Below are 21,486 nucleotides of genomic sequence, written 5' to 3'. Positions count from 1 at the left end.
AAATGAAAATTGTATTTATGGGAACTCCTGATTTTGCTGTTCCATCATTAGAAGCTTTAATAGAAAAGTATGGAGTAGAGGCTGTTTTTACGCAGCCTGATAGACCTAAAGGAAGAGGTAAAAAAATGGCCTTTTCAGCAGTGAAGGAAGTAGCTGTAAAACATGATATAAAAGTATTTCAGCCAGAAAAATTAAAGGATGATAGAGAGGCTATAGAATATCTAAAGGATATTAGACCAGATTTTATAATAGTAGTTGCCTTTGGGCAAATATTAACTAAAGAGGTTTTAGATATTCCTAAGTATGGTTGCATAAATTTACATGCATCTTTACTTCCAATGTATAGAGGAGCAGCTCCGCTTAATTGGGTTGTAATTAATGGAGAGAAAAAATCAGGTAATACAACTATGCTTATGGATGTTGGATTAGATACTGGTGATATGTTATTAAAAGATGAGGTGGAAATAACTGAAAACATGACAGCTGGAGAGTTACATGATATATTAATGGTTAGAGGAGGAAATCTTTTAATAGAAACAATTGAAGGTGTTGCTAATGGTACTGTAAAAGGTATAAAGCAAGAAGGTGAAACTTGTTATGCAAAAATGCTTTCTAAAAACACTGGTAAAATATCTTGGGATAAGAGCGCTAGAGAAATACATAATTTAATTAGAGGTCTTAACCCGTGGCCAATTGCACATACTACATATAAAGATGATAATATGAAGATATATGAATCTGAGGTTTTAAATGAAAATAGTAATAAGGAACCTGGAACTATATTAAGTGTTAACAAAACTGGTATGAAAGTTAGTTGTAAGGATGGTATTTTGCTTGTTAAAAAAGTTCAATTCCCTAATGGAAAGCCATTAACTATTGAACAATATATAAATGGTAAAGATATTGAGGTTGGTTGTAAATTGGTATAATATGAAAGGGGAAATTTTATGATTTATCCAGGATTTTATTTTGACAGAACTATGATTTTGTTGCTACCTGCAATAATAATTGCATTTTGGGCACAATCAAAGGTAAGTGGCACATATAAAAAATATAGGACTGTAAGGACTATGAATGGATACACAGGCGAAAATGTTGCACGAATGATGCTTGATGCAGCAGGACTTTATGATGTTCCTGTAGTTGAAATAAGAGGAGAACTAACAGATCACTATGATCCAACAAGTAGAGTTGTAAGATTGTCTAGTGATATATATCATGGAGCAAGTATAGCATCGGCAGGTATAGCAGCTCATGAAGTTGGGCATGCAATACAGCATAAAGAAGCATATAAACCTTTAGTATTAAGAACATCCATAGCTACGGCTGTTAATTTTAGCAGTCAAGCATCAATTATTATATTTATGATAGGTTTACTTTTTAGTATTCCACTACTAACAAATATCGGAATTATATTTTTTACAGTAGCAGTAATTTATCAATTAATAACATTACCAGTAGAATTCAATGCTTCAAGAAGAGCGTTAAATATATTAGAAAGTAGAAATATATTATATGGTAATGAAGTTAGTGGGGCAAAAAGTGTATTAAGTGCGGCAGCAATGACATATGTAGCAGCTGCATTAATGTCAATTTCACAATTAGTAAGATTAATTGCAATTAGCAATAGAAATAATGATTAAGAGGTAACGTATGAATAGTAGAGAAGTAGCATTAAACATAATTAACAGAGTTTTAATTGAAGGAGCATATTCTAATTTAGTTTTATCTAATGAATTAAATGAAGCTGATTTAAATGAAAAGGATAGAGCTTTAGTAACAGAACTTGTTTATGGAACTATAAGAAGAAAGAAAACATTAGATATGATAATCTCTAATTATATTAAAGATATATCTTTAATGGATGAAAGAGTATTAAACATATTAAGAATGGCTATATATCAAATGCACTTTTTAGATAAGGTTCCAGAGTTTGCAGCTTGTAATGAGGCAGTTGAGTTAGCAAAGCAAATTTCAGTTCAAGATTCAAAATTAGTTAATGGAATATTAAGAAGTTACACTAAAAATCCTGATGATATGGATGTAAAAGATAAAATTGATAGATTAGTATATCAATATTCTTATGAGCCATGGTTTATAAGAATGATATATAAACAATATGGTGAAGAAAATGGAAGAAAGATTTTATCAGGGTTAAATGCAACACCTAAGGTAACTGTTAGAGTTAATGCAAGTAAAGGTGAATATGATGAAGTCTTTGAAAGACTTGAAGAAATGGGATATGATGTAGAAGAAGGATATGCTTGTCCTGAAGCTATAATAATAAAGGGTGGAAGCTCTATAGAAAATAATGAGTTATTTAGAGAAGGATTAATCACAGTTCAAGATGAAAGTGCGATGCTTGTATCACCTCTTTTAGATTTAAATGCTGGAGATGTTGCATTAGATCTTTGTGCTGCACCTGGAGGAAAAACAACTCACATAGCTGAATTATTAGAAAATGAAGGAAAGGTATACTCTTTCGATTTACATGAAAATAAGTTATCATTAATCAATGAAAACTTAGAAAGATTAGGATTAAATAACGTAGAAGTAGAAGCTATGGATGCAACAAAATTAAATCCTAAATATGTAGCATGTGCTGACAAAGTATTGATAGACGTACCTTGTTCAGGACTTGGTATAATAAGAAAGAAGCCAGAGATTAAGTGGAATAAATCAAGAAAATCGCTTAAAGATTTAGTACCAACACAAAGAGCAATAATGGAAAATGCTTGGGCATATTTAAAGAATGGTGGGACTATGATTTATTCAACTTGTACATTAAATACTGAAGAAAATCAAGATAATGTAGAATGGTTCTTAAATAAATACAAAGATGCAAAAGTAGAAAAGATATTCTTAGGAAATATGGATAATTTCATTTATAATAATGATGGTTCTTTAACAATATTACCAAATGAATATATGGATGGATTCTATATTGCTAAGATTTCTAAAAAGTAGTAGGTGAACAAATGTATAATATTTTAGATTTTACATTAGAAGAATTACAGAGTTGGATGAAGGAAAATGGTGAAAGTGCTTTTAGAGCAAAACAAGTTTTTTCTTGGATTTATAAAGATGTATGGAATTTTGATGATATGAAAAACATACCTGGTACTTTAAAAGAAAAGTTAAAGGAAAATTTCAATATTGAAATTCCTAAAATTGTAGAAGTATATGAATCTAATGTAGATGATACTAAAAAAATGTTATTATCAATGAAAGATAATAATTTAATAGAATGTGTTCTCATGAAATATAAACATGGAAATTCAATTTGTGTATCTACTCAAGTGGGTTGTAGGATGGGGTGCAAATTTTGCGCCTCTACAATCGGAGGTAGAATAAGAGATTTAAGTGCAGGTGAAATACTTTCAGAAATAATGGTAGCACAAAAGTTCTTAGGAGAAAGAATTTCAAATGTTGTTTTAATGGGAAGTGGAGAACCGTTAGATAACTATGATAATGTAGTTAAATTCTTAAATTTAGCAAATGCTGAATATGGATTAAATATAGGGCAAAGACATATAACATTGTCTACTTGTGGGATAGTGCCTAAAATAAAAGAGTTAGCAGATTTGAATTTAAGTATTACATTAGCAATTTCATTACATGCATTTAGTGATGAAAAAAGAAAAACAATAATGCCTATAGCTAATAAATATAGTATTAGTGAAATATTAGAAGCTTGTAGATACTATATGGATAAAACAGGGCGTAGAATTACATATGAATATTCATTAGTATCTGGAGTTAATGATGGAAAAGAAGATGCTAAATCTTTAGCAAAGTTATTAAAAAATATGAGCTGTCATGTTAATTTAATTCCAGTTAATGAAATCAAAGAAAATGAATTGAAAAGGCCATCTAGAAAGACTATAGAAGCATTTGAAGAAATATTAAGATCACAAGGTATTGAAGTTACTGTTAGAAGAGAAATGGGAACAGATATTAATGCTGCTTGTGGGCAATTAAGAAGAAGTTATCTAGACACTCAAAAATAAAGGGGAGAAAAGAAATGGTGGGTATAAAAAGTGATGTAGGTATAGTTAGAAATTTAAATGAGGATTATGCTGGATACATTGAAGAAGAAGATTATAAGTTATATGTGGTAGCTGATGGTATGGGAGGTCATAATGCTGGAGAAGTAGCTAGTGAAATGGCTGTAAATGCTGTTAAAGCATATGTTAAAGAAAATTATAAAAATGATGGTAGTAATGTGCTTGAAAATGCCATACTTTTTGCAAATGAAAAAATATACGATAAAGCAAGATGTGGCTTGGAGTACAAAGGTATGGGAACTACTTTAGTTGCTGCATTAGTATATGAGGATAATGTCCTTGTTGCTAATGTTGGAGATAGTAGTTGTTTTGGTATTACTGGTAATGATATTATTAAAATTACAAAAGATCATTCTTTGGTCCAGGAGCTTATAGACTCGGGGAGTATAACTGAAGAAGAGGGAAGAAATCATCCTAAAAAAAATGTTATTACCAGAGCATTAGGAACAAATAATGTTGTTAAGGTCGATATATTTAAGAGTGATATGAATACTTATGATAAATATTTGTTGTGTACAGATGGATTATCTAATGAGGTTTTAAAAGAAGAAATATTAAGGGAAATAAATGATATTAATGACTACAATACTGCCTGTGACAAGTTAGTTTTATTAGCAAAGAATCGAGGGGGAAGAGATAATATTACGGTCTTGCTATTTGGAGGAGAGGTGTAGAAATGATCGGTGAAGTATTAGGGAATAGATATGAACTGATAGAAAAAATAGGAGAAGGTGGAATGGCTATAGTCTATAAAGCTAGAGATAATAAGTTAAGTAGACTAGTAGCTGTGAAAATTCTAAAAAGAGAATTCGCCAATAATAAAGATATTTCAGATAAATTTAAAAAAGAAGCAACAGCTGTAGCAAATTTTTCAGATGCAAATATAGTTAACGTATTAGATGTTGGGCACGAGGAAGAAGGAAATATAGATTATTTTGTTATGGAATATGTTGATGGTAAAACATTAAAAGAGCTAATAGTTGAAAATGGAAAGTTAAATTATACAGTTGCTATTAGCATAGCAATTCAAATAGCAAAAGCTTTAGAATGTGCTCATAGAAATAATATTATTCATAGAGATGTAAAGCCACAAAATATATTAGTTACTGAAAATGGATTAGTAAAGGTTACTGATTTTGGTATAGCTAAAAGTTCCACTTCAGCAACGATAACTAATACAACAACAATAATGGGGTCTGCACATTATCTATCACCAGAGCAAGCTAAAGGTACATTTATTGATTTAAGATCAGATATTTATTCGTTAGGAATAGTTCTATATGAAATGGTAACAGGAATACTTCCTTTTGATGGTGAATCTCCGGTTACAATTGCTTTAAAGCATATTCAGTCAGAACCAATTGAACCTAAAAAGCATAATCCTTCTATACCAGATAGTCTAAATAATTTAATAATGAAGGCTATAAGTAAAGAAAGTATAAATAGATATCAAAATTGTAGAGAATTAATAAATGATTTACAAAAGATAAAGGAAAATCCTAATACGCCTATTGGTGCTAGAGTTAATTATGATGACGGTAGAACTATAGTGATGGAGCCTATTAGAACTGAAAATATTGTAAGTAAAGATGCAGGTGTAACATCTAATAAAAAAGTGTATTCTAAATCAGATTTTGAAAATGATTATGAAGAAGATGATGAGGATGAAGAAGATGATAATTTCTTTGAATCAAAAAATAATTCAAAGAAAAGTAAGCGTAATAATAAAACAATGATAATTGTTGGAGTTATAGTTATTGTAATTGCATTATTCGGTGGAATAGCATTTGGTTCAGGATTATTCACTGGAGGTGGAGCAAGTAGTAAAAGTGTTATAGTTCCTAATATAGTTGGTATGACTGTTGATAATGCTAAAAAAGAATTAGAAAAGTTAGGCTTAAATATTAAGGTTTCAGAAACTGTTGAAAGTGATGAAGAAGAAAATACTATATTAGAAATGAATCCTACAGCTAATATGCAAGCTGAAAAAGGAGATACTATAGAAGTTAAAGTTTCTGGTGGTGTAGCTAAAGTGAAAGTTCCTGATTTAAGAGATTATGAAATAAATTATATAAAGGACTTATTAACTCAAAAAGGTTTAGAGTGGAATATTACTGAACAATATAGTGAAAATATTAAATCTGGATATTTAATAAATCAATATCCGGAAAGAGATGCAGAAGTTCCAAAGGGAACAACAATAGAGCTTACTATAAGCAAGGGACCAGAAGTTAAGCTTGTATCAGTATCTAATTATTTAGGGCAAAATGTAGATGCTGCAAAGAGTGATTTAGAAGCTTTGGGATTAACAGTTATACTTCAAGAGCAAAAAACTGATAATGAATCAGAAGAGGGAGTTGTATTAAGTCAATCTATTGAAGGTGGTACTAAAATTTCTGTTGGTGCAAAAATTACTTTAACCTATGGAAAATATACAGCACCTAGTAGTATAGATGTTAGTCAGTATTTAAGTGTTGGCATGTCGTTAGTAGATGCTATTAATTCTTTAAATACAGCAGGAATATCATACTCTATATCTGGTGGAACTCCTCCGGAAAAAGATATGAACTTATATACTGTAAAAGGATTTACAAATAAGATAAAACAAGGTGAAACTGTTAAAATTCAAGTTGAAAAAACTCAAATTACTGAGCCAACAGAGCCAAGTGAAGATGATACAACAACTGCAGATCCAGAAGATGGAGAATCTACAAATGTAAATGCAGATGGGGATTTAGGAACTGATAAACCCAAAAACTAAAAAATAAGATTGCTTAATTTTAAGCAATCTTATTTTTTTTGGAGTTTCTAAAAGAAAATATTGCATTTATTTTGAAATAGTGTTTATTATAAATATGAAGAGTAAAAAGTTTGGAGGTACTATGAAAGGAAAAATAATCAAAGGAATTGGTGGTTTTTATTATGTAAAAACTACTGATGGATTAATTGAATGTAAAGCAAGAGGGAAGTTTAGACATAAGGATATGAAACCTCTTGTTGGAGACGATGTAGAGATATTAATAGATAATGGTAAAGGAGTTATTTGTGAGATTCATGAAAGAACGTCTGAACTTATTAGACCTACAGTGGCTAATGTAACACAAGCATTTGTTGTTTTTGCTATAAAGAATCCAGATATTAATTATGATCTACTAAATAGATTTTTAGTATTATGTGAACACAATAATATTAAAGCAATAGTGTGTTTAAACAAGGTTGATTTAGTGTCGGATGAAGAAAAAGAATTTGTTAAAAGTAAAATAAATGCTATTGGATATGAAGTGTTATTTATTAATGCTAAAAAGGGATTAGGTGTAGAATCATTAAAAGAGAAATTAGATGGTAATGTAACAGTTTTATGTGGACCATCAGGAGCAGGAAAATCAACACTGATTAATACACTAACAGAAAAATATCATATGGAAACAGGGGAAGTTTCTGATAAAATAGGAAGAGGTAGACATACTACTAGACATAGTGAACTTATTGATGTAGAAGATGGATACATAGTTGATACTCCGGGATTTTCAACATTAGAAGTAACTTTTATTGAAAAGGATGATTTGAAATATTGTTTCCCTGAGTTTGAAGAATATAATAATCAATGTAAATTTAGAGGTTGCTTACATTATAAAGAGCCTAGCTGTGCTGTGAAAAATGCAGTTGAAGCAGGGGAAATTAATAAATATAGATATGAATTTTATATAAGAACTTTAGAAGAAATAAATAATGGGAGGAAGTATTAATGGTTAAAATAGCACCGTCTATATTATCAGCAGATTTTTCAAAGTTAGGAGAGGAGGTAGTAAAATTACATGATGCAGGGGCAGATTTTATTCATATAGATGTTATGGATGGAGAATTTGTACCTAATATTACATTTGGGATGCCGGTAATAAAAGCTATAAGGGGGAAAACAGATAAAGTATTTGATGTACATTTAATGATAAATAATCCTCAAAGATATATTGATGAATTTATAGCGGCAGGAGCAGATATAATAACTTTACATTATGAATCAGAAAAGCATTTAGATAGAGCCATACAATATATTAAATCAAAAGGTGTTAAGGCTGCAGTTGCATTAAACCCAGCTACACCAACAATTGTTTTAAAAGATATAATTGCAAGTTTAGATATGGTTTTAATAATGTCTGTTAATCCAGGATTTGGGGGACAAAAATTTATTCCATATTCATTAGATAAGATTAAAGAAGTTAAGGAAATGGCAATAAAGGCTAATAATCCTAATATTTTAATCCAGGTTGATGGTGGAGTAGATAAAAATAATGTTAAAGATGTTATTGAAGCTGGTGCTAATGTTATAGTAGCAGGATCTGCTGTCTTTGGTGATGGAAATATATCAGAAAATATAAAAGCTTTAAGAGGATAACGATGAATTGTTTAATAGTAGCTGGAGGAGTTAAACCTAAAGATGAAATTATTAATTATTATTCAGAGCAATGTGAATTAATAATAGGAGTAGATAAAGGGTGTAACTATCTTTTTGAGGCTAAAGTAAAACCACATTATATTGTAGGAGATTTTGATTCTTCTAATTTAGATGTTATAGATGAAATAGTTAGACAAGGTGCTGTTAAATATCAGTATCAATGTGAGAAAAACTTTACTGATTCTGAAGAGGCTTTTGAATTAGGAATTTCTAAAAATGCAAAAAGAATTATTTTTTTAGGAGCTACAGGACAAAGATTTGACCATACATTAGGTAATTTAGGTCTATTATTAAAAGCTTTAAAATCAGGTGTATTATCAGAAATAGTTGATGATAGAAATAAGATGTTTTTAATTAATGAAAATACTGTTATTAAAAGAGATAAGGAATATAAGTATGTATCCTTTTTAGCATATAATAGTAAGATAGAAGAATTTAGTATAAAAGGTGCTAAATATAATTTAGATAAATATACTTTAGAAATTGGGGATTCTAGAACTGTATCTAATGAGTTTATAACTGATGAAATAAGATTAGAACTTTCTAATGGAACCATTTTAGTAGTATATTCAAAGGATTAAAATAAAAAATAAAAAAATTTTTAAAAAATAATCACCACTTAGCAGTTACTTGCATAATATGTATAGTAAGGAGTGGTGTTTTTATTTTAAATAAAACAGTAGACCTAAAATTATTTAGAGAACAGAAAAGGAATGGGGGGATTAGTTTTGAAAATTGTTGCTATTAAATTACCAAAATTCTTATCATCTATAATTAAATTTTTTACTAGGAAAAAATAAGTACATAGGAGAAAAATAGCATAAGCTATTAAGGATAGTATGCCTTTTATTTATACATTATTAAATTTTAATAATAAAAAAAGCAATTGAATTAATCAATTGCTTTTTCTATTTGAACTTATATTGCTCTTTCAACCTTACCAGATCTAAGGCATCTTGTACAAACGTGAACAGTTTTTGGCGTTCCGTTAACTAAAGCCTTTACTCTCTTTATGTTAGGAGCCCAAGTTCTCTTAGATTGACGATGTGAGTGTGAGTATTGAGTTCCAGATACTACACCTTTATTACAAACTTCGCATCTTCTTGCCACTTGAAAACACCTCCTTATGTTTGAAGATAATTTCTCTTCAATAGGACAAAATAGATTTTAACATAGTTCATATAAAAAATGCAAGGCTATTTCGAAAAAATATTAAAAAAAATTATAATATCTAATTAAATAGCTAATGAATAGGATAAATTTACTTGAATTAATATAGTAACTAATATACAATAATCTATATGGAAAGATAAAAAGGAGGATTTTCTATGGTAGGATATTCAAATGACCTTGGAAGTATACATTACTCTGAAGAAGTATTAGGAAAGATGGTAGGATTATCAACAATGGAATGTTATGGTGTTGTTGGTATGGTTTCTAAAAATGCTACTGAAGGCCTATGGGAGCTAATGAGAATTGAGAATTTAAGTAAGGGTGTTAAATTAAAATTTAATGATGAAGATAAATTAATAATAGAATTATCAATAATGGTTGAATACGGAACTAAAATTTCTGTAATAGCTAATAATATAATTCAAAAGGTGCGTTATAGTGTTGAAAATTATACTGGGCTAAAGGTTGCTTCAGTTACAGTTAATGTTCAAGCGGTAAGAGTCTAGGAGGTAACAGGATGAGATATGACAGAATAAACGGCCATGATTTTTACAATATGGTTGTTAATGCTAGCAATAGATTATTGGAGGAAAGTGATTTCGTTAACGCGTTAAATGTTTTTCCTGTGCCAGATGGAGATACAGGAACTAATATGTCTATGACTTTTAAGGCTGCTGTAAAAGAAATAGAAAATTTAAACTCAGAATCAATTGGAGAAACTTCAAAGAAATTAGCAAAAGGTGCTTTAATGGGAGCAAGAGGTAACTCAGGTGTTATCTTATCTCAAATACTTAGAGGTATTTCTAAAGGATTAGAAGGAAAAACAAGTGTTGATAGTGTAGAATTTGCTAATGCTTTTGTAGAAGGAAGCAAAGCTGCTTACAAAGCGGTAATGAAACCAACAGAAGGTACTATACTTTCAGTTATTAGAGCTGCTTCAGAAGCTGCTGTAAAAAGTAATAAAACTGATATAGTGGAACTATTAAGTGAAATAGTAGTTGAAGCAAAGGTAATGTTAGATAAAACTCCAGATCTTTTACCAGCACTTAAAAAGGCTAAGGTTGTAGATTCAGGTGGTATGGGATTATATATCATCTTACAAGGAATGTATGATGCATTAAAAGATGGAATAAAAGCAGAGATAAAAGATATATCTGCTAAAGGTTCAGCAGGAGCAAGTGCTCAAGCTATAGAAGATATAGATATTAAATTTGGATACTGTACAGAATTTATAATATTAGGAGATGCATCTAAAGCTAAGGCATTCCAAGATGAAATCGAGCCTCTTGGTGACTCTATGATTGTTGTTGGGTATGATGATGTAATAAAAGTACATATTCATACTAATGATCCAGGATTAGTATTATCTAAAGCAGTAGCTGTAGGTGAATTATCTAAAATTAAAATAGATAATATGAGAGAAGAACATAGAGAAGTTCTAATGTCAAAAGAAGAGTATGCTAAAACTAATTCTGAAGAAGTTGAAACTGAAGTAGTTATGGAAAAGAAGAAATATGCATTTATTTCAGTAGCAATGGGAGAAGGAATAACTCATGTTCTTAAAGATTTAGGTGTTGACTATGTAATTGAAGGTGGTCAAACAATGAATCCATCAACTCAAGATATGATGGAATGTATATCTAAATTAAATGCGGATCACATATTCATTTTACCTAATAATAAGAATATAATTATGGCAGCTACGCAAGCAGCTGAAATATCTGATAAAGATGTTAGAGTTATACCAACTAAGAGTATTCCACAAGGTATTACTTGTATAACTATGTTTAATGCAGAGCATGAAGTTGATGAAAATGAAGCTGCTTTAATGGAGGCATTAGAACTTGTTAAGACAGGCTCTGTAACTTATGCAGTTAGAGATACTGAAATGGATGGAATAGAAATTAAGGAAGGTAATATGCTTGGACTTATTGAAGGAAAAATCAATAAGGTTGGAGAAGATTACTTCGAAGTAGCAGAAGAAGTTTTAGAATCTATGATCGATGAAGATAGTGAACTTATAACTATATTCTATGGTAAAGATGTAGATGAAAGTAAAATAGAAGAATTTACAGAAAAATTAGAAGAAAAGTATGAAGACTGTGATGTTCAATTCTACAAAGGAGATCAACCTTTATACTACTTTATAATGGCTGTAGAATAATTGTTTTTAAGAGCACAAGAAAGTTAATTTCTTGTGCTTTATTTTTTAGAGGGAATATTATAAAATTATATTTATTATTTAAAGATTAGGAGAAGTAATATGGATATATCACAAGATGTAAAATATCTAAAGGGTGTTGGACCAAAATTATTAGAAAAGTTAAATAGATGTGGAATATTTACTGTTTTAGATTTACTTTTATATTTTCCAAGAGATTATGAATTTTTAAGAAGTAATATTCCTTTTAATGAAATAGATGAAGAGGATAAGCAGGTATTAACTTGCGTATGTGTTGGTATAGATAGAGATGTTAGAACTAAGACTGGAAAAACATTAACAACTATAAGATTTAATTATTTAGGAAATTTAGTACTAGGTAAATGGTTTAATCAAGGTTTTATAAAAAATACATTTAAAGTTGGGCAAAGTTATGATTTAATGGGGAAATTTAAAAGAGTTACAAATAGGCTTGAGGTTATTAATCCTATAATAGGAGTTAAACTAGCTAAGGAAAATGAAATAGTTCCTAAATATAGTTTAAAAGGAGATTTAACAGATAAAATATTAATAAAACTTATAGGTAATTGTTTGGAGCAAATAACTATAAAAGATAATTTACCGAAATATTTATTAGAAAAATATAAAATGACTAACTTAGATTTTGCTATAAAAAATATTCATTTTCCAACAGGGAGAAGAGAACTTGAATTAGCTATAAATAGATTAAAGTTTCAAGAGTTATTTACATACTCTATGAAATTATTAATGCTTAAAAAGAATCTAAGAACTAAGAATGGAATAGAGTTTAAATTAGTAGAAGAATTAAAAGATTTAAAGGCTGCATTGCCCTATAGTTTAACAGATGCACAAACAAGAGTGGTAAGAGAAATCTTAAGAGATCAAAAAAGTCCATGGCCAATGAACAGATTAGTTCAAGGTGATGTTGGAAGTGGAAAAACTGTAGTTGCGCTAATTGCTATGTTTAATGTTATTAAAAATGGATATCAAGCAACTTTGATGGTTCCTACTGAAATATTAGCAAATCAACACTATTTAGAGGCTAAGAAATTGCTAGAGCCTTTTAATATACATATTGAGTTATTAACAGGAAGTACATCTTTAAAGGAGAAGAGACGTATAAAAGAGCTTATTACTACAGAGGAACCTGTAATAGTAATAGGAACTCATGCTTTAATCCAAGAAGATGTAGATTTTAAGAATTTAGGATTAGTTATTACTGATGAGCAGCATAGGTTTGGAGTAGAACAAAGAAGTAGACTTATAAATAAAGGAAGACGTCCAGATGTTATGGTAATGACAGCAACTCCCATTCCAAGAACTTTAGCATTGTATGTATATTCGGATTTAGATATATCAGCTATAGATCAATTACCTCCAGGAAGAAAACCCGTTGATACAAGATTTTTTAATGAAAGTGAAAGATTTTCTGCTTATGATTTAGCTTTAGAGGAGATAGATAAAGGGCGTCAAGTTTATATAGTATGTCCACTTATTGAAGAAGATGAGGATATGAAGCTAAATTCTGTTGAAAAGTTATATAATGAATTAAGTGATGGTGTATTTAGAGGGATACCTATAGAAATTTTACATGGAAAAATGAAACCTAAGGAAAAAGATGAAATTATAAATAGATTTAAAAACAATGAAACAAAGGCTATAATTTCAACTACTGTAATAGAGGTTGGGGTTAATGTTCCTAATGCATCTGTTATGATAATCGAAAATGCAGAAAGATTTGGTTTAGCACAATTACATCAGTTAAGGGGAAGAGTTGGAAGAGGAAGTTATGAATCTTACTGTATATTAATTGCTAAAGCAAAAACTGAAAATACTAAAAAAAGAATGGAAATTATGACTAGTTCAACTGATGGATTTTATATATCTGAAGAAGATTTAAAATTAAGAGGATCAGGAGAAATGTTCGGAAGAAGGCAAAGTGGAGATGAAGAATTCATTTTAGCTAATATATATGATGATATGAACATATTAAGATGTGCTAAAAGTGAAGCAAAAATATTGTTAGATTCAGATGAAGAAGAAAAAGTTAAGTTTTGTAATGAAGTAAAAAATTCCTTAGAACGATGGAGTAAATATATTTGTTTTAATTAAGTAAATTTCTAAATTTTGTATTGGTTAAATAAATTTGCTTATATGAATTAAGAGAAGAGCGAATTTCAACTATAAAAATAATAAAAAAAATTGTTAATAAATTAATTATATGTTAGAATTATAATGTTAATGACAAAGGAGGAAATTAAATGAGGATTATAGCAGGAAAAGCAAGAGGACGTAAGTTAATACCTCCAGCAACTATGGAAACTAGACCTACTTTAGATAGAGTTAAAGAAGCTATGTTTAGTACAATACAAAATTATTTATTAGATGCAGTAGTAATTGATGTATTTGCTGGAACAGGTAGTCTGGGATTAGAAGCAGCAAGTAGAGGAGCTAAGGAAGTATATTTAGTTGATAAGAGTGCTGTAACTTTTCCTTTATTAAAAGAAAATATAAAAAACTTGAAATTTGAAGATTTTTGTTTTCCTTTAAATATGGATTCATATGAAGTTCTTAGAAATTTAGCTAAGAAAGGTAAGGTTATGGATGTTATTTTTATAGATCCACCTTATTGTAAAGAAATGATTCCGGAAGCAATTAAAATTGTTAAGGAAAATAATATGTTAGCCGAAGATGGTATAATAGTAACTAAGATAGATTCAATAGAAGAAATTTATGAGGGATATGAAGATATAAAGCTATTTAAAAGCAAAAAATATGGTAACACAACTGTTTGTTACTATAAATATATAGGAGAATAACTTAGGGAGAAAATTATGAGAGTTGCAATTTATCCAGGTAGCTTTGATCCTGTAACTAATGGACATTTAGATATAATTACAAGAGGGTCAAAGGTTTTTGATAAGCTTATAGTTGGTGTTTTAGTCAATATTGATAAGGTAGGATTATTTTCTATTGAAGAGAGAGTAGAGCTTATAAAAAGAGTGACTTCCCATTTAGAAAATGTTGAGGTTGTTAGTTTTAATGGGCTTTTAGTAGATTTGGCTAAAAAAAATAATGCAAGAGTAATATTAAAAGGATTAAGAGCTGTATCAGACTTTGAGTATGAATTTCAAATGGCATTAATGAATTCACAATTGGACGCAGAAGTTGAGACACTATTTATGACTACATCAGCAGCTAATTCTTTTTTAAGTTCTTCATCAGTTAAGCAAGTTGCTAAATTTGGAGGAGATATTAAAGGATTAGTTCCCGATGAAATAATTGATGATGTTATTAAAAAGATTAAAGGATAAAACCTAGGGGGGATATTTTGGAAAAGGTAGAATTGAATGTTATTGAATTGTTAGAGTATCTGCAAGATATGGTGGAAAGTTCACCTAAAATGCCTATAACGGGAAAGACAATTATTGATAAGAAAGAATTTAACGAAGTGATAGACCAAATAATTAATTATTTGCCAGATCAGTTTAAAAAAGCTCAATGGGTTGTTAATGAAAAGGATAGAATTCTTAAAGAAGCTCAAAGGGAATTTGATAATGTTAAAAAAGAAACAGTTGAAATAATGAAGCAAAATGTTGAAACTCATGATCTTGTTAGAGAAGCTAAAATGAGAGCAAGTGAAATAATAGCTCTAGCACAAAGAGATGCTAAAGCCATTAGAATAGGTTCTAGAGAATACTCAAATGAGATTTTAATGCAGTTAGATGTTGAAATAGAAAAACAAAAAGCGCAATTAATTAAATCTATGCAAGAATCTTTTGAAAAAGTAGCAAAAGAAATAGATGATAATTTAACGCAAACAGGAACAATAATTAAAGAAAATATAGCTGAATTAAGAACGATGTAATTTTTTAAAGAGTGAAATTATTAAAGTTCCTATTAGTAAAAGTGATAGAGATAATGAAATTATTATTGAAATATTGTAATTATCAATAGTAGTAGTGGATGTATAAGCTGTATATTGTAGTGAGAAAATACTGCTTATGATAAAAGTTATACTGAAACTTATTACCCCTTGGATAAACTTTATAAAGCTATATTTTGCTATGGAAATATCATATTTATAGACGAATGAACTTATTTGAGCTATTACTGATAAACCAGAAAAAGAACAAATAAAGCTTATTATAGCTAATTTAAATGGAAGTGTTAGAGGTAAAGTGGTTATAAGTTTACAACCATTAGTAAATTCAACACTACCCAAGAATAGTCCATAAATTGAATATTTAGGAAGGTTTAAAAATTCTTCTATATTATAAAAAACAATGCTTATATAAGTATTGTTTTTTATTATACTTATAATTATAGAAAATAAAACTACAAAGGCACCTACTTGTAAAGTGGTGTTAATTCCATTATCCAAAGCTGATTTTAAAGCGGAACCAAAGTTCATATTGCTGTTATTTTTAGGTAATTCTTTCATAACTGATGAAGTTTTAGTATGATTCATTGTTAAAATACCTACAATAATTGAAGACAAATAATTACCAATAAGTAAAATAAAACCTAATTTTATATCACCTAACATTGTAGCTCCAATTGATCCTATTATAAACATAGGGCTAGCGTTACTAGCTATATTTAAAAGTCTTTCAAATTCTTTTCTGTCTATGTATCCTAGGGAATAAAGATCACAACAATATTTACAGCCAAGAGGATAACCGCTTAAAAAGCTAGCAACTATAGGGAATGAAGAGGATTTTGAAAGCTTAAGAGGCTTACAAAGAATTGGACCTAATATTTTTGAATATAAGCCAACTCCGTCGTATGAAATTAAAAGGTTACATATTACCGAAAATGGAAAAATTGTTGGAATAATTGTTTTTACAACTAGGTTTACTCCAATTAATGCAGCATCTATACAACTTTCTAGATTATATACAAAAATAAAAATAAATCCAGTTATTAAAATACACATAAAATAATTTTGATTTTTGTTAAAAAGTTTGAATAATAGCAACAGTAGAAAAAATATGATTATCAATAAAAAAATAATACTATACATGGCAGTCCCTCCCATCTATAGTATTTATATGCGGTATACATAAGGTATTATTAATATTTTATTATTGGACTTATAAGATAATCGCTATTAGGATTTATTTTATGATTTAAGTTTGAGTAAGCTGCTGTAGCTTGTATATCAAGTTTTAATAAAGGATTATCGGTAAAACGTGGTACTTTAGTAATAAGTGGAATAGAAGAGTTTGCTTTTATTAATGAAAGAACCTCTCTACCTGTTTTATTAAATCCTAAAACTCTTGCGTAAAGGTTATTTGGATTATCTATATTTAGAAAATTATTAGAATCAAGTCCAATATATATATGAGTTAAAATTCTTGAAATTTTACTGTATGTATATCTCTTGCTTTTTACTTTTAAAATAAAATCTTCATAAGAATTTGATGAAGTTAATTCTTTTATTAATTTATTTTCTAGACCTTCAGTTATTTCGTAAAGATTGTTAAAATTTATACAGTTTGTTTGGATTTTATATCTAATAAATTTAAACATATCTTCATCAAAGACAAAGGGGTAATCTTCATCTTGCAATTTACTAAATATTTCAAAAGATTCTTCTGGAATTATATTTTTTAATTTTTCTAAAGGATTTTTATTTTTTAATAGTTCTCTAATTGCTGTAGCAGATGAAAAAGAATTAGAAAGATTTTTATCGTTGTAATTAGAGCCTTCTCGCTTAAGTGTAGAAGGAGTAATATTGCTGTTTAGTCTAAGAATAGACTTTATGTATTCGATACCTAAAATATTATTTGATGAAGTTATTATCTTGTTTATATCTTCGTCTTTTAAGTATTCAATTAAGCTTTTTTCACGAGCTTTTGCAAATGTATCACCTTTAGCTAAGTGTTCCTTTATGAGAAATTTTAATTTTGAATCTTCATTGACTAAAGTTCTAGAAAGTGTAGTTAATTTAGCTACATCTCCACACTCTGAACCAAAAAATAAGTTGTTAACCACACCAAGGTGATGAAGTATTGATACAGAGCCTTTTGCGAAAAATTCAGCAGATGAAACTGCGTAGTATGTTGGAAGTTCGATAATTAAATCAACCCCATTATTTAAAGCCATTTCAGCTCTTTTCCATTTATCAATTATTGCAGGACCACCTCTTTGAACAAAGTTACCACTCATTACACAAATGATAGCATCAGCATTAGTATTTTTCTTTGCTTCACTTAAATGATAAAGGTGTCCATTGTGAAATGGATTATATTCAGTAATTATTCCTGTTACATTCATATTTAAACTCCTTTTTGGGAAATATAAAAATATTATAGCATAGAGGAGGAAATGTGAAAGACTTTATATAATATTTATATTATATAACATTAAATATATAGTAAAATTCAGAAAATTTATAATATAAAGAATTAATTTTTTTGGTAATTTAGGTATTGAAAAATATATAGTCATAGGAGTATAGTAATAATGAAGATGAGACCGTACAGAATCGAAAGGGGAAATTAAACATGGAACTTATGGATAAATTATGGAATGCGGCTAAGGAAAATAAGCAAAGAATAGTTTTACCTGAAGGTGATGAAGAAAGAACTATCATTGCTACTGAAAAAATTCAAAAGTTAGGATTAGCTTTTCCAATCCTAGTAGGGAACGAAGAAAAAATATTAGAGAAAGCTAAAGAACTTGGAGTTGATTTAACTGGTGTTGAAATAATAAATCCAGAAAAATCAGATAGACTTCAAGATTATATAAATGCATTTTATGAGTCAAGAAAAAATAAAGGTATGACTTTAGAGAAGGCTGACAAAATCGTTAGAGATCCATTATACTTTGGAACAATGATGGTTAAATTAGATGATGCTGATGGAATGGTATCAGGTGCTGTTCACACAACTGGAGATTTATTAAGACCTGGTTTACAAATTATTAAAACTGCACCAGGAGTATCTGTTGTATCAAGTTTCTTTATCATGATGGTACCAGGATCTAAGTATGGAGAAAATGGAATGTTATTATTCTCAGATTGTGCTGTTAATCCAAATCCAAATTATGAACAATTAGCAGCTATTGCAATTGCAACTGCTGATACAGCACGTAACCTTTGCAAAATAGAGCCAAGAGTTGCGATGTTATCATTTTCAACAATGGGAAGTGCTGATCATGAAATGGTTGATAAGGTTAGAAAAGCAACAGAACTTGCAAAAGAATTAAGACCAGATTTATTAATAGATGGTGAATTGCAATTAGATGCAGCTATAGTAGAAAGTGTTGCAGCTCAAAAAGCACCAAATAGTAAAGTTGCTGGTAAAGCAAATGTATTAATATTCCCAGACTTACAAGCAGGTAATATTGGATACAAATTAGTTCAAAGATTTGCAGGAGCAGAAGCTATAGGACCAATGTGTCAAGGATTTGCAAAACCAATTAATGATTTATCAAGAGGATGTAACTCAGAAGATATCGTTAATGTTGTAGTATTAACTGCAGTGCAAGCACAAGCACAAAATGCAAAATAGTAAAATTAAACAATTTAAGAGGTGTTCAAAAATGAAAGTATTAGTTATAAACTGTGGAAGTTCTTCACTTAAGTATCAATTAATCGATATGACAACAGAAGAATCACTAGCACAAGGATTAGTTGAAAGAATAGGAATTGAAGGTTCTGTTTTAACTCAAAAAGTTGAAGGTAGAGACAAATATATAGTAAAGCAACCAATGGCAGACCACAAAGATGCAATAAAGCTAGTTTTAGAAGCTTTAGTTGATGAGAAAAACGGTGTTATTTCTTCAATGGATGAAATTTCAGCAGTAGGACATAGAGTTGTACACGGTGGAGAAAAGTACAATAAGTCTGTTATAATTGATGCGGAGGTTAAGTCATATATAGAAGAATGCTTTAAATTAGCTCCACTTCACAACCCAGCAAACATGATAGGAATTAATGCTTGTGAAGAGTTAATGCCAAATACACCAATGGTAGCTGTATTTGATACTGCTTTCCATGGAACTATGCCAGAAGAAGCATATATCTATGCCTTACCATATGAATTATATAAGAAACACGGAATAAGAAAATATGGATTCCACGGAACTTCACATAAGTATGTTTCACAAAAAGTTGCTGAAGTTATGGGAAGGGATATTAAAGATTTAAAGATAATCACTTGTCATTTAGGAAATGGTGCAAGTTTATGTGCTGTTAAAAATGGTGTATCTGTTGATACTTCAATGGGATTCACTCCACTTGAAGGTGTTGCAATGGGAACAAGATGTGGTAACATAGATCCTGCTATAGTTACATTCTTAATGAAAGAAGAAGGGTTATCAGTTGATGAAGTTAATGACTTAATGAATAAAAAGTCAGGTGTTCTTGGAGTATCAGGAATAAGTTCAGATTTCAGAGATATCGAAGATGGTGCTTTCAAAGATAAAGATCCAAGAGCGATATTAGCACTTAAAGTATTTGAATACAAAGTAAGAGCTACAATCGGATCATATGCTGCTATAATGGGTGGAGTAGATGCTATAGTATTTACTGCTGGTGTAGGAGAAAATGGACCAGAAACTAGAGAAGAATGCTTAAAAGGATTAGAATTCTTAGGAGTAGAAATAGATAGAGAAGCTAATAATGTTAGAGGAAAGGTAAGAGAAATATCTAAGCCAGGATGCAAAGTTAAAGCTTTTGTTATACCAACTAACGAAGAGTTAATGATTGCTAGAGATACTTTAGAATTAATACAAAAGTAATTTGTATAATAAAGCTTGACTTTTAATGTCGACCTTTATATAATAAATTGTGTTTGAATTCAGTAAATTTTAGCGAGGAGTGAAATATTGCTTTGGCTCAAGCTATACTTTAGTGTATAATATACTATGTAAGTATAATAAGTGTGCCCAGAGCTTAAGATATGGTAATTAATTTTTCAGATTTGCTATCTAAAAATAACAGAAAAAAACAAATATCTTTATCATTCGAGTTAGAACCATTTGAATTCGAAGGAGAAGAAATTAGAGCAGTTGAAAAAGTTTATGTAGAAGGGGTTGCAATATCAGAAAATGATGTTATAGTAATAAATGCTTCTATAAAAACTAAGTTAAAACTAAATTGTTCTAGATGCTTAGATACCTTTATCTATCCAATAGATATTGATATAGAAGAAAGGTTTACAAACAATAAGGAACTTGACAGTGAGGAAATTATGTTTGTAGATGGTGATACACTAGATATTACCGAGATTACTGAAAATAGTATTATTTCAACCTTACCTATCAAAAGACTTTGCAAGGAAGACTGTAAGGGATTATGTTCTCAGTGCGGTGCAAATAAAAATGTTGAAAATTGTAGTTGTTTAGATTATGATGTTGATGTTAGGCTTGCAAAGCTTAGAGAGTTGTTTGGGGAATAAGGAGGTGTAATAATGGGAAATCCAGCTAGAAAGACATATAGAGCAAAAAGAGATTCTAGAAGAGCTCAAACTTTTAAGTTAAGCTTACCAGGAATAGTTGAATGTCCACAATGCCACGAAATGAAGATGGCTCACAGAGTTTGCAAGAACTGTGGATTCTACAAAGGTAAAGAAGTAGTTGCTTCAACTGAAGAATAAAAG

22 protein-coding genes are annotated in these 21,486 nt (G+C 29.5%); 19 read left to right on the top strand and 3 right to left on the bottom strand.

Annotation, left to right across the window (positions count from 1 at the left end; all coding sequences use genetic code 11):
• The first annotated feature begins 2 nt into the window (after positions 1-2).
• The 9 genes from fmt to EJJ37_RS03560 all read left to right on the top strand — a co-directional run bounded on the left by fmt (position 3) and on the right by EJJ37_RS03560 (position 9,101).
• Entirely contained in the window at positions 3-929 is a 927-nt protein-coding gene (gene fmt, locus EJJ37_RS03600; RefSeq protein WP_133014223.1) for a methionyl-tRNA formyltransferase, read from the top strand.
• Between the two features lie 18 nt (positions 930-947).
• A complete protein-coding gene (locus tag EJJ37_RS03595; RefSeq protein WP_133014222.1) occupies positions 948-1,643 on the top strand; it encodes a zinc metallopeptidase in 696 nt (231 codons plus the stop codon).
• Between the two features lie 10 nt (positions 1,644-1,653).
• Positions 1,654-2,967 carry a 16S rRNA (cytosine(967)-C(5))-methyltransferase RsmB gene (rsmB, locus tag EJJ37_RS03590; protein WP_133014221.1) on the top strand — a complete coding sequence of 438 codons (1,314 nt, stop codon included), beginning with the start codon at positions 1,654-1,656 and terminating at the stop codon, positions 2,965-2,967.
• Positions 2,968-2,978: 11 nt separating this feature from the next.
• On the top strand, positions 2,979-4,010 hold the full coding sequence (rlmN, locus tag EJJ37_RS03585) for a dual-specificity RNA methyltransferase RlmN (RefSeq protein WP_133014220.1): 1,032 nt from the start codon (positions 2,979-2,981) through the stop codon (positions 4,008-4,010).
• A gap of 14 nt (positions 4,011-4,024) precedes the next feature.
• The gene (locus EJJ37_RS03580) at positions 4,025-4,741 is read left to right on the top strand and encodes a Stp1/IreP family PP2C-type Ser/Thr phosphatase (protein ID WP_133014219.1); all 717 of its coding nucleotides are present in this window, start codon (positions 4,025-4,027) and stop codon (positions 4,739-4,741) included.
• A 2-nt stretch (positions 4,742-4,743) separates the two neighbouring features.
• Positions 4,744-6,828: a Stk1 family PASTA domain-containing Ser/Thr kinase gene (pknB, locus tag EJJ37_RS03575; RefSeq protein WP_133014218.1), complete on the top strand. Its 2,085-nt coding sequence runs from the start codon at positions 4,744-4,746 to the stop codon at positions 6,826-6,828.
• Between the two features lie 121 nt (positions 6,829-6,949).
• Positions 6,950-7,813, top strand: a complete 864-nt coding sequence (gene rsgA / locus EJJ37_RS03570; protein WP_133014217.1) for a ribosome small subunit-dependent GTPase A — start codon at positions 6,950-6,952, stop codon at positions 7,811-7,813.
• Positions 7,813-8,460 (top strand): ribulose-phosphate 3-epimerase, encoded by a 648-nt coding sequence (gene rpe / locus EJJ37_RS03565; protein ID WP_133014216.1) that lies wholly within the window; start codon positions 7,813-7,815, stop codon positions 8,458-8,460. The genes rsgA and rpe overlap by 1 nt, the downstream gene beginning before the upstream one ends.
• A 2-nt stretch (positions 8,461-8,462) precedes the next feature.
• Entirely contained in the window at positions 8,463-9,101 is a 639-nt protein-coding gene (locus EJJ37_RS03560; protein ID WP_133014215.1) for a thiamine diphosphokinase, read from the top strand.
• A 337-nt stretch (positions 9,102-9,438) separates the two neighbouring features.
• Here the strand turns inward: EJJ37_RS03560 and rpmB are convergent, their stop codons facing one another.
• Positions 9,439-9,630 (bottom strand): 50S ribosomal protein L28, encoded by a 192-nt coding sequence (gene rpmB / locus EJJ37_RS03555; protein ID WP_005213497.1) that lies wholly within the window; start codon positions 9,628-9,630, stop codon positions 9,439-9,441.
• A 218-nt stretch (positions 9,631-9,848) separates the two neighbouring features.
• Between rpmB and EJJ37_RS03550 the strand changes: the two genes are divergently transcribed.
• The 6 genes from EJJ37_RS03550 (at position 9,849) to EJJ37_RS03525 (ending at position 15,743) form a co-directional block, all read left to right on the top strand.
• A complete protein-coding gene (locus tag EJJ37_RS03550) occupies positions 9,849-10,199 on the top strand; it encodes an Asp23/Gls24 family envelope stress response protein (protein WP_133014214.1) in 351 nt (116 codons plus the stop codon).
• An 11-nt stretch (positions 10,200-10,210) separates the two neighbouring features.
• Positions 10,211-11,857, top strand: coding sequence for a DAK2 domain-containing protein (locus EJJ37_RS03545; RefSeq protein WP_133014213.1), 1,647 nt, complete (start codon positions 10,211-10,213; stop codon positions 11,855-11,857).
• 99 nt (positions 11,858-11,956) lie between these two features.
• On the top strand, positions 11,957-13,987 hold the full coding sequence (gene recG, locus EJJ37_RS03540; protein ID WP_133014212.1) for an ATP-dependent DNA helicase RecG: 2,031 nt from the start codon (positions 11,957-11,959) through the stop codon (positions 13,985-13,987).
• Between the two features lie 149 nt (positions 13,988-14,136).
• Positions 14,137-14,694, top strand: coding sequence for a 16S rRNA (guanine(966)-N(2))-methyltransferase RsmD (gene rsmD / locus EJJ37_RS03535; protein WP_133014211.1), 558 nt, complete (start codon positions 14,137-14,139; stop codon positions 14,692-14,694).
• Positions 14,695-14,709: 15 nt separating this feature from the next.
• Entirely contained in the window at positions 14,710-15,189 is a 480-nt protein-coding gene (coaD, locus tag EJJ37_RS03530; RefSeq protein WP_133014210.1) for a pantetheine-phosphate adenylyltransferase, read from the top strand.
• A gap of 17 nt (positions 15,190-15,206) precedes the next feature.
• Positions 15,207-15,743 carry an ATPase gene (locus EJJ37_RS03525; RefSeq protein ID WP_133014209.1) on the top strand — a complete coding sequence of 179 codons (537 nt, stop codon included), beginning with the start codon at positions 15,207-15,209 and terminating at the stop codon, positions 15,741-15,743.
• Here the strand turns inward: EJJ37_RS03525 and ylbJ are convergent.
• Positions 15,729-16,901 (bottom strand): sporulation integral membrane protein YlbJ, encoded by a 1,173-nt coding sequence (gene ylbJ / locus EJJ37_RS03520; protein WP_133014208.1) that lies wholly within the window; start codon positions 16,899-16,901, stop codon positions 15,729-15,731. The genes EJJ37_RS03525 and ylbJ overlap by 15 nt on opposite strands.
• A gap of 50 nt (positions 16,902-16,951) precedes the next feature.
• Positions 16,952-18,157, bottom strand: coding sequence for a nucleotidyltransferase (locus EJJ37_RS03515; RefSeq protein ID WP_133014207.1), 1,206 nt, complete (start codon positions 18,155-18,157; stop codon positions 16,952-16,954).
• A gap of 230 nt (positions 18,158-18,387) precedes the next feature.
• On the opposite strand from EJJ37_RS03515, the gene pta reads away from it, so the two are divergent.
• From pta to rpmF, 4 genes are all read left to right on the top strand, one after another.
• Positions 18,388-19,395 carry a phosphate acetyltransferase gene (pta, locus tag EJJ37_RS03510; RefSeq protein ID WP_133014206.1) on the top strand — a complete coding sequence of 336 codons (1,008 nt, stop codon included), beginning with the start codon at positions 18,388-18,390 and terminating at the stop codon, positions 19,393-19,395.
• Positions 19,396-19,426: 31 nt separating this feature from the next.
• The gene (locus EJJ37_RS03505) at positions 19,427-20,626 is read left to right on the top strand and encodes an acetate kinase (protein WP_133014205.1); all 1,200 of its coding nucleotides are present in this window, start codon (positions 19,427-19,429) and stop codon (positions 20,624-20,626) included.
• Between the two features lie 161 nt (positions 20,627-20,787).
• The gene (locus tag EJJ37_RS03500; protein ID WP_133014204.1) at positions 20,788-21,285 is read left to right on the top strand and encodes a YceD family protein; all 498 of its coding nucleotides are present in this window, start codon (positions 20,788-20,790) and stop codon (positions 21,283-21,285) included.
• 12 nt (positions 21,286-21,297) lie between these two features.
• Entirely contained in the window at positions 21,298-21,483 is a 186-nt protein-coding gene (gene rpmF, locus EJJ37_RS03495; RefSeq protein WP_005213472.1) for a 50S ribosomal protein L32, read from the top strand.
• Positions 21,484-21,486: the final 3 nt, after the last annotated feature.

Origin of the sequence: Clostridium cuniculi (assembly GCF_004353185.1) — a bacterium.
Taxonomy (GTDB): domain Bacteria; phylum Bacillota; class Clostridia; order Clostridiales; family Clostridiaceae; genus Clostridium; species Clostridium cuniculi.
Note: the sequence above shows the minus strand (reverse complement) of the source record. Positions and strands in the feature narration are given on the sequence as shown.

Excerpts from the sequence above, each read along its gene's own strand:
- rlmN (WP_133014220.1), top strand. The coding sequence starts at position 2,979 with ATGTATAATATTTTAGATTTTACATTAGAAGAATTACAGAGTTGGATG.
- pknB (WP_133014218.1), top strand. The coding sequence starts at position 4,744 with ATGATCGGTGAAGTATTAGGGAATAGATATGAACTGATAGAAAAAATA.
- coaD (WP_133014210.1), top strand. The coding sequence starts at position 14,710 with ATGAGAGTTGCAATTTATCCAGGTAGCTTTGATCCTGTAACTAATGGA.
- rsmB (WP_133014221.1), top strand. The coding sequence starts at position 1,654 with ATGAATAGTAGAGAAGTAGCATTAAACATAATTAACAGAGTTTTAATT.
- EJJ37_RS03595 (WP_133014222.1), top strand. The coding sequence starts at position 948 with ATGATTTATCCAGGATTTTATTTTGACAGAACTATGATTTTGTTGCTA.
- EJJ37_RS03515 (WP_133014207.1), bottom strand. The coding sequence starts at position 18,157 with ATGAATGTAACAGGAATAATTACTGAATATAATCCATTTCACAATGGA.
- rpe (WP_133014216.1), top strand. The coding sequence starts at position 7,813 with ATGGTTAAAATAGCACCGTCTATATTATCAGCAGATTTTTCAAAGTTA.
- recG (WP_133014212.1), top strand. The coding sequence starts at position 11,957 with ATGGATATATCACAAGATGTAAAATATCTAAAGGGTGTTGGACCAAAA.
- EJJ37_RS03500 (WP_133014204.1), top strand. The coding sequence starts at position 20,788 with ATGGTAATTAATTTTTCAGATTTGCTATCTAAAAATAACAGAAAAAAA.
- rsmD (WP_133014211.1), top strand. The coding sequence starts at position 14,137 with ATGAGGATTATAGCAGGAAAAGCAAGAGGACGTAAGTTAATACCTCCA.
- pta (WP_133014206.1), top strand. The coding sequence starts at position 18,388 with ATGGAACTTATGGATAAATTATGGAATGCGGCTAAGGAAAATAAGCAA.
- EJJ37_RS03580 (WP_133014219.1), top strand. The coding sequence starts at position 4,025 with ATGGTGGGTATAAAAAGTGATGTAGGTATAGTTAGAAATTTAAATGAG.
- EJJ37_RS03505 (WP_133014205.1), top strand. The coding sequence starts at position 19,427 with ATGAAAGTATTAGTTATAAACTGTGGAAGTTCTTCACTTAAGTATCAA.
- fmt (WP_133014223.1), top strand. The coding sequence starts at position 3 with ATGAAAATTGTATTTATGGGAACTCCTGATTTTGCTGTTCCATCATTA.
- ylbJ (WP_133014208.1), bottom strand. The coding sequence starts at position 16,901 with ATGTATAGTATTATTTTTTTATTGATAATCATATTTTTTCTACTGTTG.
- EJJ37_RS03545 (WP_133014213.1), top strand. The coding sequence starts at position 10,211 with ATGAGATATGACAGAATAAACGGCCATGATTTTTACAATATGGTTGTT.
- rsgA (WP_133014217.1), top strand. The coding sequence starts at position 6,950 with ATGAAAGGAAAAATAATCAAAGGAATTGGTGGTTTTTATTATGTAAAA.
- EJJ37_RS03550 (WP_133014214.1), top strand. The coding sequence starts at position 9,849 with ATGGTAGGATATTCAAATGACCTTGGAAGTATACATTACTCTGAAGAA.
- EJJ37_RS03560 (WP_133014215.1), top strand. The coding sequence starts at position 8,463 with ATGAATTGTTTAATAGTAGCTGGAGGAGTTAAACCTAAAGATGAAATT.
- rpmF (WP_005213472.1), top strand. The coding sequence starts at position 21,298 with ATGGGAAATCCAGCTAGAAAGACATATAGAGCAAAAAGAGATTCTAGA.